This window comes from Reichenbachiella sp., from assembly GCF_965223055.1.
Lineage (GTDB): Bacteria > Bacteroidota > Bacteroidia > Cytophagales > Cyclobacteriaceae > Reichenbachiella.
Genome location: NZ_CBDCVM010000003.1, coordinates 559804 through 574828, shown reverse-complemented (window position 1 = coordinate 574828; position 15025 = coordinate 559804). Strand labels below are relative to the sequence as shown.

Annotated in this window: 15 protein-coding genes; 14 read left to right on the top strand and 1 reads right to left on the bottom strand. The window is 37.4% G+C overall.

The window, feature by feature from the left end:
• Window positions 1–2671: 2671 nt before the first annotated feature.
• The 12 genes from ACOQO5_RS02980 to ACOQO5_RS02925 all read left to right on the top strand — a co-directional run bounded on the left by ACOQO5_RS02980 (window position 2672) and on the right by ACOQO5_RS02925 (window position 10829).
• Window positions 2672–3379, top strand: a complete 708-nt coding sequence (locus ACOQO5_RS02980; protein WP_420580195.1) for a peptidylprolyl isomerase — start codon at window positions 2672–2674, stop codon at window positions 3377–3379.
• A 43-nt stretch (window positions 3380–3422) separates the two neighbouring features.
• Complete coding sequence (locus ACOQO5_RS02975) at window positions 3423–3905, top strand: hypothetical protein (protein ID WP_420580190.1); 483 nt, start codon at window positions 3423–3425, stop codon at window positions 3903–3905.
• A gap of 144 nt (window positions 3906–4049) precedes the next feature.
• Window positions 4050–4538, top strand: coding sequence for a hypothetical protein (locus ACOQO5_RS02970; protein ID WP_420580189.1), 489 nt, complete (start codon window positions 4050–4052; stop codon window positions 4536–4538).
• Complete coding sequence (locus ACOQO5_RS02965; protein WP_420580188.1) at window positions 4471–4827, top strand: hypothetical protein; 357 nt, start codon at window positions 4471–4473, stop codon at window positions 4825–4827. The genes ACOQO5_RS02970 and ACOQO5_RS02965 overlap by 68 nt, the downstream gene beginning before the upstream one ends.
• 240 nt (window positions 4828–5067) lie before the next feature.
• A complete protein-coding gene (locus ACOQO5_RS02960; RefSeq protein ID WP_420580187.1) occupies window positions 5068–6156 on the top strand; it encodes a peptidylprolyl isomerase in 1089 nt (362 codons plus the stop codon).
• Between the two features lie 5 nt (window positions 6157–6161).
• Complete coding sequence (locus ACOQO5_RS02955) at window positions 6162–7127, top strand: AAA family ATPase (protein WP_420580186.1); 966 nt, start codon at window positions 6162–6164, stop codon at window positions 7125–7127.
• Between the two features lie 78 nt (window positions 7128–7205).
• Entirely contained in the window at window positions 7206–7943 is a 738-nt protein-coding gene (locus ACOQO5_RS02950; protein ID WP_420580185.1) for an iron-sulfur cluster repair di-iron protein, read from the top strand.
• A complete protein-coding gene (ruvX, locus tag ACOQO5_RS02945; protein ID WP_420580184.1) occupies window positions 7944–8357 on the top strand; it encodes a Holliday junction resolvase RuvX in 414 nt (137 codons plus the stop codon).
• On the top strand, window positions 8354–8908 hold the full coding sequence (def, locus tag ACOQO5_RS02940; RefSeq protein ID WP_420580183.1) for a peptide deformylase: 555 nt from the start codon (window positions 8354–8356) through the stop codon (window positions 8906–8908). Before ruvX ends, def begins: the two co-directional genes overlap by 4 nt.
• 1 nt (window position 8909) lies before the next feature.
• A complete protein-coding gene (locus ACOQO5_RS02935; RefSeq protein ID WP_420580182.1) occupies window positions 8910–9251 on the top strand; it encodes an aminotransferase class I/II-fold pyridoxal phosphate-dependent enzyme in 342 nt (113 codons plus the stop codon).
• A gap of 46 nt (window positions 9252–9297) precedes the next feature.
• A complete protein-coding gene (locus ACOQO5_RS02930) occupies window positions 9298–10044 on the top strand; it encodes an aminotransferase class I/II-fold pyridoxal phosphate-dependent enzyme (protein WP_420580181.1) in 747 nt (248 codons plus the stop codon).
• A complete protein-coding gene (locus ACOQO5_RS02925) occupies window positions 10032–10829 on the top strand; it encodes an amidohydrolase (RefSeq protein WP_420580180.1) in 798 nt (265 codons plus the stop codon). Before ACOQO5_RS02930 ends, ACOQO5_RS02925 begins: the two co-directional genes overlap by 13 nt.
• Here ACOQO5_RS02925 and ACOQO5_RS02920 read toward each other — a convergent pair.
• The gene (locus ACOQO5_RS02920; protein ID WP_420580179.1) at window positions 10826–12976 is read right to left on the bottom strand and encodes a T9SS type A sorting domain-containing protein; all 2151 of its coding nucleotides are present in this window, start codon (window positions 12974–12976) and stop codon (window positions 10826–10828) included. The two genes, ACOQO5_RS02925 and ACOQO5_RS02920, sit on opposite strands and share 4 nt — an antisense overlap.
• Before the next feature lie 105 nt (window positions 12977–13081).
• Here ACOQO5_RS02920 and ACOQO5_RS02915 point away from each other — a divergent pair, with 105 nt between their 5' ends.
• Window positions 13082–14362, top strand: coding sequence for a UDP-N-acetylmuramoyl-tripeptide--D-alanyl-D-alanine ligase (locus ACOQO5_RS02915; protein ID WP_420580178.1), 1281 nt, complete (start codon window positions 13082–13084; stop codon window positions 14360–14362).
• The gene (locus ACOQO5_RS02910; RefSeq protein WP_420580177.1) at window positions 14353–15009 is read left to right on the top strand and encodes a DUF2461 domain-containing protein; all 657 of its coding nucleotides are present in this window, start codon (window positions 14353–14355) and stop codon (window positions 15007–15009) included. The genes ACOQO5_RS02915 and ACOQO5_RS02910 overlap by 10 nt, the downstream gene beginning before the upstream one ends.
• Window positions 15010–15025: the final 16 nt, after the last annotated feature.

Genomic DNA, 15025 nt, shown 5'->3' with positions numbered 1-15025 from the left:
AAAATGACACCATATTGAGTTATAATAATTATGAGTAATTATGTTTATCACAAAAGGGAAGTTTTATTTTCCTCAATAATCAAAACTGCTGGTAATTTTGATATCTACTCCGTTAGTATAATCATAATATCCTTTCCTTAACCATAAACAGTCCTGTTGTTTGATTTCCCTGTTTTAGCAAACCAGTAGTTTACTAAGTAAAGGTCGATTTGCTGTTTATTCTTTCACTTTGTTTGAAAGGAAAAATAGTTGCAAGAAATTATATAATAATTTTATCCAGGAAACTGTGATGAATTTCAATATCTAAGTTAAACTTTTGCTAAAACATATATAATAGTGTTTTATATATAGATGCCATAAAGGCTGCACAGCATACAACTGCAATATCTCATAGAAAGTTCCATTTGTAATATTAAAACCAACTCACAAAATTATAACCTCTCCAGCAAGACACAGAATCATCCATGCTTAAAAATACTGAATATTTCCTTATTTTATGAAGCTGAGTCATTGTGCTAAATAAAGAAAAATATTTCAGTGTCCTGCAGTGACATTCCTTCAAAGTTTACTCATAGTATAATTTTTAAACAGAAGTTGCTGGATCAGAGATAGAGAATAGAATAATTTCTGAGAGAGAAAGAGAAAGAGACAGAGAGAGAGAGAGCAATAAGAGACAGAGAGAAAAAGAGATTTGAAAAAAGTCCCATGGTAAATTCATTTTTAAATCAGGTGCATAGCATAATTTTTTTAATCAGAAGTTGCTGGATTATAATCCTTTACAACCACAAGTATCACATATATCTAAAACTATTAAATAAAACCATTAAAAACTATTAAATAAAAAACAAACCAAGAGACCATATGGTAATTCTAAAATACACTTGTAAAGCAGTGTCCAGTAAGGTGAATTTACTCATTATTTGTCACATTTAAAATATTCATTTTTTAACGATATGTGGTCAGTAGTAGATATGGTATAGGCCTACTTTCTTTGCTTGCATTACTATTTCTGCTGAATCTGGTGATTTGCATGACATAAAAGCAAATAATTATTTCATGTTTACAAGTTCATCTCCCTGGACCATTATTAAATTCAGTTGGACAATAACCACATATAATAATTAAAGTGAGTATTTAATCAATAATTGTAATGAAACTTTAATACACATAAACGATAACAGTCAGTTTCTTTCCAGCGATTCTATAGGTTCTTGATAAATAGAAAATGAAACTTTAATAAAACAAAACTAATAAAAAAAACTTACAACAAGTGTTTCTGTGTGTTTGCATACATGAGTCTGTTTCAGATCCATAATTATATATCGCTTGGGGGAGAGATATATAGGATGAGTTGGTCTGCTTGCATTTCCTTGCAGTCAAATTACTATTTTGGAATAATTTACCTAAAAGTTAACTTGGATTTGCAAATTCCTACATAAGTATTTTTATAGGTCATTTCATGCCCTTCTAGTGAATAACTGCAAAATTAAATAATTTCTCCGTAGTTTCATATCTTTAATTTTTCAACATAGGTTGCCAATCTGAACATCTTAAGATGTGTTTTGCATTGTTTCCACACCTGTCTCCTTTATAAAATACCTTAAACTTATATATCATTCTTCCTCCATGAATGATATATTTTTAGGAATTAGTAGTCATGAAACGTGTCCCTTTTCCCTTCCATTATATGAACTGGGAATGCCCAAATTCTCCTGGTTATTCCACCCTACCTTATGCTTTTAGGTCTATGGAAAGCACACACAGACAATATAAACTTGATGTAACCTGTGGGTGCCATTTAATTTTATTTAGGTCAACTTTGATCAGATATGAGAACTTAGTTGATTTAATGTAGATTGACTTCGATCAGATATGTTGAAACATGGATCACATTATAAGACTTATATAAGACTTACATTGGAGATTGGTAGACATCAATCTGTTCCCCCTTTAGCTTTTTATTCAGCATTTTCTGTCATTGTTTTTTGCTGTTTGATGTGTGCATCAAAATTAATATAAACTTATTTTATTATAAAACTGAATAAAATATATTAATAAACTTAAATAAACTTAATAAACTTTATCATGATTTCGAATGAAATTTATAATCCAATTTAGTTCACATATAGATTTTAATCAGCGATGTAGCTGATATGTTACATGTTGATTTAATTTTACCGATCTATTATACCATTAATGACTAAAGGAATTTTCCAATGACAGGACCAAGTGATGTGGCCTCAAAATTAAAGTTAGGTCAAATCTACTTGTTGTGAAAAATTTCTGTATTCAGTTAGGCTCTGTTAGGTTCTTTGATCTTTTACTACAGTTGGAGGTTGACAGGTTCTTCTTACTTCAGACCTATCATCATTATGGTTAATTGCTTTCTAGATCTTTATTTTTAAAGAGATTTATACTGTTCAATATATTAATGGAAAGTTTAAAATATATTCTTTTGAATGATGTTCTTAACTCTAATATATTTATTGAGTCTTTCAAAGTAAATGCAAATGTGTCCCTGGCTATGATACAATTTTTATTCTTGTTGCATGTTCACTTCTCCCAGCTTTTAAACTTCTGAATAGATTTTTAAGTCTTCCATACTAGTTGTGAGACGAAACTCCTATCTTCTCAATATATAATCAACCAACATTAGCAACACTGGGACTACATTATTGAAGTAAAGGAGAAGAGAGAGGCCAGAGGAGAAGTATTGACTGCTCACATCATGATTCGATCTAATGCCGATAGTATGTCTATTCGGATAGCGAAGAACAAAGCAAAATCCATATACGAAAATTTGAAAGCTGGAGCCGATTGGAACGAACAGTGTATGCTCTATTCTGATGATGTTCGCACCAAAAAAAAAGGTGGCCAACTGCAGTGGTTCGGTACTGGAAATTTAGTGCCAGCATTTGAAAGCGCTGCTTTTGCCTTGAGAAAACCTGGAGATATATCAACTCCTATTCAAACTCGATTTGGATGGCATATCATCCAATTGATAGACAAAAAAGGAGTCCCTCCATTGGATGAGGTGAGAGCTGATCTTGAAAGCAAAATATCTAGGGATACAAGAGCTGCTGACAAAAAGTCTACCACAATATCAAAGCTGAAAGGATCTCAAAATTTTAAAGCTTTTTCTTCTGTTCGCCAGCAGTTGGTCAATTATTTTGATTCTACATTGCTTGAAGCTAATTGGACTTTTGCAGATACAAATGCGGATTTGAAACAAATATTATTTACAACCAATAACGTTTCATACACCGTGAATGATTTTTTCAATTTTGTACAAGAAAAACAAAAAAAACGTAGGCTGACTTCGCTGACAGTGTATGTAGATCAACTGTACAACCAATTCGAAGAAAAAAGGCATTTTTGATGAAGAGCTTAAACTCATAGAAGCAAACAACTATGACTATCAAATGGTACTAGACGAATACCGAAGTGGCATTTTGTTATTCAACCTTATGGAGAAAGAAGTTTGGAATAAAGCCATGGTGGATAGTACAGGCCTTGAGGAGTTTTACCAGAAAAATAAAAGGAAGAACTATAAATTGGCAGAACATGTAGTGGTAAGAAGGTTTGTATCAAAGGATTCTACTGTGCTTCAAAGTGTTAGTGATCAGTTGGAAAAATCAAATTCCGAATTGGATAGCATATTCAATAGCCAAGAACCATTAACTTTGCGAACTTTTGAAGAAAAAATTGAGAAAGGAAAGAACGACTGGCTCGACGATCATTGGGAAGTAGGAACTTCTATTCAAAAGGAAAAAAACTTTTTGACGCTTTGGTCTGTAGTGTCAGTTCAACCGGACGGGTACAAACCATTAGCTGAAATTAAAGGTTTGGTGATATCAGATTATCAAAATGAATTAGAAAAGGGATTGGTTGAAGGCATTGAGTAAGAAATACCCAATGAAACTGAATAAGCAGGTATTGAAATCATATATAGAAGAGTTTGAAAATTAGATCATACATAGCGGGAATACTGGCAATCTTGATGATGTCTTGTGAGCAGCTATACCAAGTAGACACTACTGAAGAGGTGGATGATCGGGTTTAAAATAGCTCGTGTAAATGATATATACCTCTATGATGAAGATATCAGCAGTTTAGTGCCCCGGGGAAATCAAGGTGATAGCAGCATGATTGTTTCCAAGTATGTTGATTCCTGGGTTAAAAAACAATTGACCATTGCTAGAGCATCTACAGAGTTGGATTTTGATGAAGCAAAGATTGAGCGTAAAATACTTGACTACCGATATGCTTTGATGGTACATGAATTTGAAATGCACTACATTAATCAGCGGCTTGATAAAGAAACTTCCGAAGAAGAAATAGAAAAGTACTACAATGAGAAGTTTGAAAATTTTGTGCTTCGCCAGAATATTATGAGATGCCTGTTTGCCATGGTGCCGGTGGAAGCTCCGCAAATAGAAAACTTCAGAAAACTGATCAGGTCCTATCCTGATGCTAACTTGGAAGAAATACAATCATATTGCTACCGCTTCGCTTCGAAGTCTTCACTGGGAGACTGAGCTTTGGATCAATTTTGATGAGGTAATAAGTAATACACCTTTGATAAGTGTTCAGGAGAAGTCGGAATTCTTAAAAAACAACAGTTTCGTTGAAACGTCTGACTCAAGTTATTACTATTTCATTCGTGTGTTAGATTATAAAATTTCGGATCAAATTGCACCGTTGACCTATATAAAAGATGATATAGAGAGTATTCTGATCAACAAGAAAAAAGTAGAATTAAGGAAGGAATTAGAAGAAGAGGTTTACAAAGTAGCCAAGGAAAATAATGAATTTGAAATATATTAAACTGGGTATAGTTGCGCTATTGATTGGAATAGTAGGCAATGTTCATGCTCAATCTGACGATAAGGGAGTTGTGATTGATAGAATTCATAGCTAAAGTGGATGACTATATCGTGCTCAAATCAGAATTAGATCGAGCGTATTTAGAATTTTTGTCAAGGGGCGAATTATCTCAAGGTAATGCCAAGTGTCAGATTTTAGAATCTTTAGTGATCAATAAAATGATGGTAGCAAAAGCAGAAATTGATTCTGTTTTACGTACTGGATGCCGAAGTAGAAAGTAACCTTGATCGGAGAATGTCTTATTTTATTCAGCAAATTGGTTCAGAAGAGCGGTTAGAAGAGATTTATAATAAATCAATTGAAGAATTCAAGGAAGAATTATTTGATCAAATAAAAGAGCAAATGATCGTGCAAAAAATGCAGGGCACTATTGGCCAGGATGTATCCGTAACACCTGGTGAGGTCAAAAAATTCTTTAGCAAAATTCCAGCAGATAGTTTACCCTATTTTTCTACAGAAGTAACCATTGGGCAGATTGTAAAAATTCCTGAAGTGAATGATAATCGAAAAGGAGAAATTCGAAAACAAATGCTTGATTTGAAAAGGCGAATAGAAAGTGGAGAAGACTTTGGACAATTGGCGAAAAAATATTCTCAAGACCCGGGTTCAGGACCAGGCGGTGGTGAGTTGGGGTTTTTTAAGAGAGGTGAGTTGGCCCCTGAATATGAAGCTGCCGCTTTAAGCATGAAGCCAGGAGAAATTTCAAGACCTGTCGAGTCGCAGTTTGGGTTTCATTTGATTCAATTGATAGAAAGACGAGGGAATACCTATAACTCAAGACATATTTTAATTATTCCTCAGTCAACGGAAAGTGATGTACAAGAAGCAAAAGACTTTTTGGACAGTTTAAGGTCGGCAGTAATAGACGACAGTGTAAGGTTCGAAGTATTGGCGAAGGAACATTCCGATGACCAGCTTACAGCCGGAAATGGAGGGTTTTTTAGTGATGCGACTGGAGCTATGAAAGTGTCTGTTGAAGAAATAGACCCTACTTTATTTTTTACTATTGATACGATGGCGGTTGGAAGTATTACAAGACCGATGGAATATAGAATGGGTGATGGCACGGATGCAGTTCGAATATTGATGTATAAAGAGAAGGTCGCACCTCATCAGGCCAATTTGCTTCAGGATTACCAGAAAATTAGAGCGGCAACTGTAGCTGACAAACGAAACAAAATAATGTCAAAATGGTTTAAAGATGCTCAAGGGGAAGTATATATTCATGTGGACCCTGAGTATGAAAACTGCCGAATATTGGTAAATTAATGTCTATGAGTGAACATGCGACCGAAGTAGAAGCTGCTGATGCCTTACATCAGGCTTATACCCAATTAAAAGAAGAAATATCAAAAGTAATCGTAGGCCAGGACGACGTAGTAAAACTATTGATTACGTCTATATTTTGTCAGGGGCATGCGCTATTAGTAGGCGTGCCAGGCTTAGCCAAAACACTTCTGATAAGAACAATTTCTTCTGCGTTGCATTTAGATTTTAATAGAATCCAGTTTACTCCTGATTTAATGCCGTCTGATATTATTGGTGCTGAAACTTTAGATAAGGACAGGAATTTTCAATTCATCAAAGGGCCAATTTTTTCAAATATCATTTTGGCAGATGAGATAAACCGTACGCCTCCCAAGACTCAAGCTGCATTGCTCGAATCCATGCAGGAATACTCTGTGACAGTGGCGGGTAAGCACTGGAAGTTGGAAGAACCATTTTTTGTGATGGCCACCCAAAACCCAATCGAACAAGAGGGAACGTATCCATTACCTGAAGCGCAGCTTGACCGGTTCATGTTTATGATCAATTTGGATTACCCTTCTTATGAATCCGAAATCGACATAGTGAAAAATGAAGCTGCTGGGGCTATTAACGAAGTGAAAGCAGTTTTGAGTGCCGAACAAATTATCGAGTTTCAGAAACTAGTCGATAAAGTGCCAGTGGCTGACAATGTGATTGAATATGCTGTGAATCTTGTGCATAAAACGAGACCTGATTCCGAGAGAGCGGCTGATATATCAAAATCTTACTTGGAATGGGGTGCCGGTCCGAGGGCTTCCCAATTTTTGATCAAAGGAGCCAAATGCAATGCGCTGCTCGGGGGCAAATATTCCCCAGATATAGAAGACGTTCAAGCAGTAGCTGAGCCTATTTTAAGACATAGAATTGTAAGAAATTTTAAGGCTGAAGCTGAGGGAGTATCTATTAGCAATATCATCAACAGCATTCTGTAAATAAATCCGCTTCGAATTCGTTGTTGGGCATCAAGCTCTCTTACAAATTTTTTATATTTGTGAAAGCATATTCATCCCATGGAACATAAATCGATCGAAGTACTCGTAAATGAAAATTTTGTCTACGCTAAAGTGTTAGACTATTTCGGTGTAGAATATTATAAGACGAAGAACAAAACACTTCAGGAGGTATGTGATGAGTATAAGATAGATAAAAGCCAATTACTTGATATCATGGAGGGAGCGGATAAGCAATCTGACTTCGAATCTTCAGAGCTCAAGAATTACCCTGCACGACTAATTATTGGCTATCTCAAACATTCCCATGAATTATTCATAAAGGATCGTTTGCCCTTTATACTGAAGCAAATCAACGCTATTGAGGCACCTGTAGACAAAGAACTTATCCATGATCTAAAAACGGTATTGCCACTATTTGTGGATGATTTTATACATCATATCTATGAGGAGGAAGATCGATTGTTTGCTTATATCAAAGATTTGGAGTGCTTTCTCATGGGAAAAGTGACTGCGGAGAAAATGACGGCTAAGATTGAATCTTTTTCTATTCAGGAATTTGCTTTGCACCATGGTGATTCTGATGACGAAATGAAAGGTATTCGAGGAATTACCAGCGAGTATCAAACTTCAAATATTGAGGATATTCAGTTGAAGGTAGTGTTCAAAGAGTTACAAGCTTTTGACAAGGAACTTTCAGTTCATGCACATATAGAGAACAACATTCTTTTTCCAAAGGCACTCATGCTGGAAAAGGAAGCCAGACAAAAACTTTCTCACACCTTTAGTCAAAACTAAATGGGTAGGATCTTGGCCATAGATTTTGGCACCAAAAGAACAGGGCTAGCCGTGACAGATCCTCTACAAATTATTGCTTCACCACTAGAAACTGTACGTACCTTTCAGGTTATAGACTTCCTAAAAAACTATCAGCAATCGGAAGGCATTGAAGAATTTGTCATTGGAATGCCGAAGGATTTGATGAATAAGGACACAGACAGTACGGCATCTGTTAGGTCTTTTATAAATTTGCTGAAGAAAAATTTCCCTGATCATAAAATCCAACAAGTAGACGAACGGTTTACAAGTAAAATAGCGATGGATGCAATGATAGCAGGAGGAATGAAAAAGAAAGACCGACGAAAAAAAGAGAACGTTGACAAACTAAGTGCAGCGATCATTTTGCAGTCATATTTAGAGTCAAGATTATGATTTATCCCATTGTAGTTTATGGAGACCCGGTGTTGAAACGGGAAGCGGACGAGATTGAAGAAGGTAGCATTGACGTGGTCAAACTTAAAGACGATATGTTTGAAACCATGTATGAGGCCAGTGGCATTGGTTTAGCAGCGCCACAGATTGGCAAATCTATTCGGATGTTTATTGTAGATGGCAGTCCTTTGGAAGAAGATGGAATGGAAGATTTCAAAAAGGTATTCATCAACCCGGAGATTGTTTGGGAAGAAGGGGACAAATGGAATTTTGAAGAAGGGTGTTTAAGTATTCCAGGTATCAGAGAGGAAATTTCTCGACATGCCAAATTGAGAATCAACTATCTGGATGAAAATTTTGTCGAGCATGAGGAGGAATTTGATGGAATGAAAGCCAGAATCATTCAGCATGAATATGATCATATTGATGGAGTTTTATTTACAGATTATTTGAGCCCATTTAAAAAGCGTGTATTAAAAGGAAAACTTAACAATATCTCCAAAGGCAAGTGTGACGCCGATTACAAAATAAAAATTCCGACTAAAAAATAAGATGATATCCAAACTGCCCAACGCCCAAACTTCCATTTTCGCTGTGATGACGAAAATGGCCAATGAATGTGGGGCGATCAATTTGGCACAAGGATTTCCTGATTTTGATGTGGCTCCTGAGTTAATAGATGGTATTCACCATTATATGCAAAAAGGAATGAATCAGTATGCACCTATGCCGGGTGTACCAGTGCTAAGAGAGGCCATTGCCAATAAAATTGATCGTACTTATGGAGTTGCTATTTCACCTGATGAAGTAACAGTAACTGCAGGGGCTACCCAAGCTTTATTCGCTTCTATCACAGCGATTGTACATGCTGGGGACGAAGTGATTTTTTTTTGACCCTGCTTATGATTGTTATCTACCCACGATACAATTGTGCGGAGGAGTGCCAGTCAATATTAATTTGGATAAAGATGACTTTTCCATTCCTTGGGACGAAGTAGAAAGTAAAATTAATGCTAAGACCAAACTCATCATCATCAATACACCTCACAATCCAAGTGGTGCGATTTTAAGAGAGGATGACATTAAGGAGTTAGCCAAATTGACTCGTGATAAAGATATCATTGTGATCAGCGATGAAGTATATGAGCACTTGATTTTCGATGGAGAAACCCATTGTTCGGTGTTGAAAAACGAAGAATTGAGAAAAAAGAGTGTGGCCATATATTCCTTCGGAAAAACATTTCACGCTACAGGCTGGAAAATGGGTTATACCGTGGCTCCTGACTTTCTGACTGATGAGATCAGAAAAGTACATCAATTTCTAGTGTTTAGCGTAAGTACAGCTACCCAATGGGCATTGGCTGACTACTTGAAAGAACCAAGGCACTATAATTACCTGCCAGATTTTTTTCAGGAGAAAAGAGATCTATTGCTAAGCTTAATGGAAGGCTCAAGATTTGAGCCAGTGACTTGCAAAGGCACTTACTTTCAGAGTTTTTCTTATGCTGATATTAGTGACAAACCGGATAGAGAAATGGCCGAATGGATCACTCGTAATCATGGCGTGGCTTCAATTCCATTGTCTCCATTTTATACAGATCACTCAGACAACAAACAAATACGCCTTTGCTTTGCAAAAAGTGAAGAAACACTCAAACAAGCTGCTTTGAAACTATGTCAGATTTAACAGTAGCCATCCTTCAGTCCAATCTTCATTGGGAGCATGTGGACGCCAATCTGGCCATGTTTGAAGAGCAAATATGGAGTATCAATGAGTCGGTAGACTTCATTGTGCTTCCCGAAATGTTCAACACCGGATTTTCTATGACTCCGGAAAAATTGGCGGAGGTTCCTGGTTTGAAAACGCATAAGTGGTTGCTCCAAATGGCTAATCAAAAAAAGTCATTGGTTGGAGGAAGTTACATCGTTCAAGAAGGAACAGATTACTTCAATCGTTTCTTTATGGCATTTCCTGATGGTACTTTTCAGACTTATGACAAACGCCATTTATTTTCCTTAGCAAAGGAGGAGATGTTCTTTAAAGGTGGGACAGAAAGACTCATTGTCGAATACAAAGGATGGAAAATCTGCCCGTTGGTTTGCTATGACCTTCGCTTTCCAGCTTGGGCCAAAAACAAGTTTGACACATCCAATCAATCGTTTGATTATGATTTGCTGCTCTATGTTGCGAGCTGGCCAAAACCTCGAATCAGTGCGTGGGATACGCTACTCAAGGCACGTGCTATTGAAAATCAAAGTTATACCATTGGCTGTAATAGAATTGGAGAAGATGGAAATGGTTATGCTTATGTAGGCCATAGTGGCGTGTATAATTATTTGGGTGAGACCATTGATTTCCAGGAGGATAGAGAAGGCATTATTATTCAAAAGCTTAGTAAGACAAAACAGGACGAGTTTAGAACTAAGTATCCATTTGTTGCTGATAGTGATGAGTTTGAAATTAAACTCTAGCTTCCTTCACCTAATACAATTTTAATAGTACTATGCTGCCCTCCGCTACTAGCTTTGGCTAGATACATGCCATCTTTGAGGTAACTCAGATCAACGGGTTCTGTGTTAAAGACGGTAAGGTCAAATTCAGTGATTTTGTTTCCGGTCAGTGAATAAATCTCAACATGTGTGTTTGATAAGTTGGATTGAAAACTTACTCTTTTATCGCTTGCGCTTGGAACGGGGAAAGCCGTAAAGAGTAAGGGATTCTCACCAGTCGAACTAGCTGTAGCCAAAAGCCGGAGCCCACCTTGAATGCTACCAATAACAATCACATGGCGACCTAGTAATTCATTTGAAGTAGGTTTAGAAATTCTTCCCAGTTGGGTGGGAAGTAAGATATCCGAGCTTGGAATTTTAACTAAAGATTCCTGTCCCGCGCTCATTTCAGATTGATAATCTGAGTAGACATTTATTTTCCCGGTGCGATCTGTGGTTATGAGTTCTGATCGATTATCACCATCCAAGTCTCCTATAGCCAGAGATAAATTGCTTCTGTTATTATCCGCTCCTATCCCAAGAAAGCCTTCGGTTTCCAAAGCGAATGACGGATTTTCTTGAGTTCCTGAATTTCGGTAATAATTGAGTTGTCCATTGGATAGCCCTACTAATAAATCGGTCAATCCATCATTATCCACATCATCAAAAAAGAAGTCATCAAGCCTTGAAATCTCTGTATTTAGAAATTGTATTTGAGAAAGATCAAGAGATTCTAGTGTTTCACTCTGGTTTACGATATACGCCAATCGTACTTCTAAGGCATCAGTCAGAGCAGAAAAAACCAAATCTAATTTACCGTCATTATTGAGGTCAATATATTGTGGTTTGATTTCTGTAAAGCCCAAAACTGACAGCCCATGCATGTCATCTGTCTGCCAATCGAGTCCGGTTGCGTTTGCTTTATAATAAGAGATGGACGAGACGTATTTGTCTGCTGCCAAACTTCCGGCATTACCAATAAGCAAATCGTTTAACCCATCTCCGTTAATGTCTACTATAGCTGGGTAGGCAAACTCTCCTACATCGATCATTTGATCCTGAAGGAAAATACTTGAATTTTTGAACTGATTTTCAGATGACGCCCCTACATTCTCAAACACCAAACTAGAGGATTTGAAATCAATATTTTGAAGTTTATTTGATCTTTCATTGCTTGAAATTAGGATGTCTTTAATGCCATCAAATGTTACATCTTCAAAAAATGCAGCTGGGAAAGAGACAAAGCCTAAGGGAGTCGTCAACGTAGGAAATGTATTGTCGAATGGAGCGAATGAGCTTTTGCTTATAGTTCCAATATTCTTTGTGTAATTAAGGTTTTCACAACCCTCTTGGCTAAGTACCAAATCCACTGGGCCATTAGAATCTAAGTCTATAGAAAAAAGTGCTTTACCTCCAGCGTGAAATATTCTACTGGAAGAAGAGCAAGGATCATTGACAGTGAAAGCATCGCAACCACAGTCCAATATATCCCCATAAGTACGCGTGGCACGAACGAAATCCAATCCACAAGACCCGGTGTTTTCTATTGATTCATTTTTGTGAAATTCTATTTGACTACTGGAGGCAAAATCAAACACCAGTATATCTAAATCTCCATCTCCATCAAGATCGGCAATGGATGGAATGTCGGTGGGGTTGAAAAACAAATTGATCAATGAGCTGGAACCTTGGGTTTTCAGTGGATTGGCTACTTCTTCCCAACTTATAGAATTTTCTAATGAGACATTTCTAAACACCCGTATACCCTGCCCAGTATAAGTGAATAAATCTTTGCGTCCGTCACAATCATAATCTTTAAGAACCATCCAGTGTTGAATGTTATCTGGGAATAGAAACTCAAAGTGAGGCTGGTAAATATAGCTGTCACCAGTATTTTCAAACCCATTTATTTTATCTGAAGAACGGTCGAATAGCACTAAATCCAGATCGTTATCCCCATCTAAGTCTATGGTTTGATATTGCGCGCTGTTGATGCCGCCGGCAAAAGCCAACTCAAGTTCACTTCCGTTTTGAGTGACTATGGGCTGAATGAATTCAAGCTCCACTTGAGCCAGAAGAGCCTCCAGTAGGGTCAATTGAATAAATAAGAAGAGGGATATTCGGATCATAATCATTCGGCACCACGGCATGCATCGACAATCAAACAGACAATAATCAAAATTATTGGGTGCTGCTCAATATATTTGTGCGCTGCCATACAAATAACAACAAATTTGGATCAAACCATTTCTTTCCTTTACGAAAAATTTTTAGAAAGTGACGGAGTCTGCACAGACACGCGTTCGCTTCAAAAGAATCAAATCTTTTTTGCGCTGAAAGGCGACAATTTCAATGGTAATGCTTACGCCTCCAAAGCTTTAGAAAACGGCGCATTAATGGCCGTAATCGATGAACCTCAGGATATCGTGAATGAAAAGTTGTTGCTTGTGGACAATGTTCTCGAGAGTCTGCAACAATTGGCCAGTCACCATAGAGATCAATTAGACATTCCATTTTTTGGCATCACAGGTTCCAATGGTAAAACTTCTACCAAAGAGTTGACCGCAAGAGTAATGGGTTCGGATCGCACAGTTCACTATACGCGTGGCAATCTGAATAACCACATCGGTGTGCCGCTTACTTTGCTCAGTATTGAGCCTGAGACAGAATTTGCTATCATAGAAATGGGCGCGAATCATATTGGAGAAATTGCCGCATTGTGTGAAATGGCAAAACCTACGCATGGGCTAATTACCAATATAGGCACTGCGCATATTGGAGAGTTTGGGGGGCAAGAAGCTATCATTAGAGCGAAAAGTGAGTTATTTGATTATCTAAGAAAGACAGATGGAATTGCTTTCATCAATATGGATGACCGGGTGCTGAAAAATATGTCCAAGCGTTTTCCTAATGCAATAACTTTCCCCAATGAGCTATGTGCTCTAAAATCTGCCAAGCCATTTGTTCATTATGAGGATGTTCATGGCGAAACGCATGTTACCGAGATGATTGGCGCGTATAATTTTTCAAACATTGCTGCAGCCGTAACCGTAGGCAACTATTTTGGGGTGGAGGAGCCGTACCGCGCTATCGATGGCTATATGCCAGAAAACAACCGATCTCAGTTGATAGAGTTAAACTCAAACACTGTGGTGTTGGATGCCTACAATGCAAACCCTGATTCCATTCGAGTAGCGCTGGACAATTTAGCTGTGATTGATAGCGATCAAAAAGTGGCTATTCTGGGAGATATGAAGGAGCTTGGTGAGTATTCGATAGAGGAGCATAAAAAAATAATTGATTATGCTGAAACCTTAGCCCTCAATGAAGTGTATTTGGTAGGGAATGACTTTAAGCAAGCGCATAATCATTCAGACTCCATTGTTTTTGAAAAGATAGACGAGTTGATTTCATTGCTTCAAAAGAATCCGCTTTCGGCAGCTACTGTGTTGATCAAAGGATCTAGGGGCATGCGAATGGAGCAGCTTACCGAACGTAATGACTTATGGATTTAAAACCCACTGTAAATTTTCTTAAAGACCTTTCGACCAACAACAATAAGGAATGGTTTGACACCAATCGAAAAACCTATGAAGCCTGTCGCAAGGAGTTCCTGGCTTTCGTTGGTAACATCATAGAAGAACTGGCCAAATTCGACCCTGAGTTGACGGGTGTTGATCCCAAAAAATGTGTTTTTAGAATCAATAGAGACATTCGATTCAGTAAGGACAAAACCCCCTACAAAACGAATTTTGGAGCCTTGATGGGTGCCAATGGAAAGAAAACAGAGGGCACTGGTTTTTATATGCACCTGGCACCAGGACAAAACTTTGCTGGAGGAGGTATTTATATGCCACCACCAGAAACATTAGCTGCTATCCGACAGGAAATCGATTATAATCCTGAGGGTTTGAAGAAGCTCTTGGCTTCCAAAGACTTCAAAAACACCTTTGTAGATATAAAAGGTGACAAGTTGAAGACCGCTCCAAAAGGATACCCTAAAGATCACCCAAACATTGAACTTTTAAGGTTGAAAAGTTTCTATGTGATCAAGGAATTTTCGAATAAAGAGCTAACGTCAGAGGGCTTTTTTGAAGACCTGATTTCGACCTACAAAAAGGCACATGAGTTCAACAAATATTTAAAAGAAGCAATTAGTTAAAAATAATTCTGAAAAG